The organism is Thermococcus sp. M36 (assembly GCF_012027355.1).
GTDB lineage: Archaea > Methanobacteriota_B > Thermococci > Thermococcales > Thermococcaceae > Thermococcus.
Genome location: NZ_SNUH01000017.1, coordinates 1 through 688 on the forward strand (window position 1 = coordinate 1; position 688 = coordinate 688).

A 688-nucleotide genomic window follows, 5' to 3' on the forward strand; every position below is an offset into this window, starting at 1 on the left:
TCTAGTAACAAAAATACCAGATGAAGTAAGTTATCAAGAGGCTTCTTTTGCAGTAATAGGAGCTATCGCTTTACATAGTGTTCGTTTGGCGAACCCGACTTTTGGAGAAACTTTTGTAGTTGTCGGTTTAGGATTGGTAGGGCAAATAACAACTGATATCTTAAAAGCCAATGGCTGTAAAGTAATCGCATTCGATTTCGATCAGTCAAAAGTAGAACTGGCTAAACAAAATAATATAACCGCTTTTACTGTAGATAATAATACAGATGTTGTAAAGATTGTAACAAATTATACAAAAAATATTGGTGCGGATGGTGTAATTATAACTGCTTCCACTAAAAGTGATGAAGTGATTTCGCAAGCCGCAAATATGTGTCGAAAAAAAGGTAGGGTTATATTAACGGGTGTAGTTGGTTTAAATTTAAAACGATCTGACTTTTATGAAAAAGAAATCTCTTTTCAGGTTTCTTGTTCCTACGGACCTGGAAGGCATGATACTAACTATGAACAAAACGGTAATGACTATCCCATATTTTATGTACGTTGGACAGAACAAAGAAACTTTGATTCATTTCTTCAGGCAATATCCCAGAAAATTATCAATGTTAAGAGACTGATAAGCGAAGAGATAGATTTGGAAGAATTTTATAAAGTATATGATCATTTAGAAAGTTCAAGGTCTATCGCT

At 33.9% G+C, this 688-nt stretch carries 1 protein-coding gene; it reads left to right on the forward strand.

Going from position 1 to position 688, the window contains the following annotated elements:
• A partial coding sequence (locus E3E36_RS11095; protein WP_167895491.1) for a zinc-binding alcohol dehydrogenase occupies positions 1-688 on the forward strand: 688 nt, incomplete at both ends.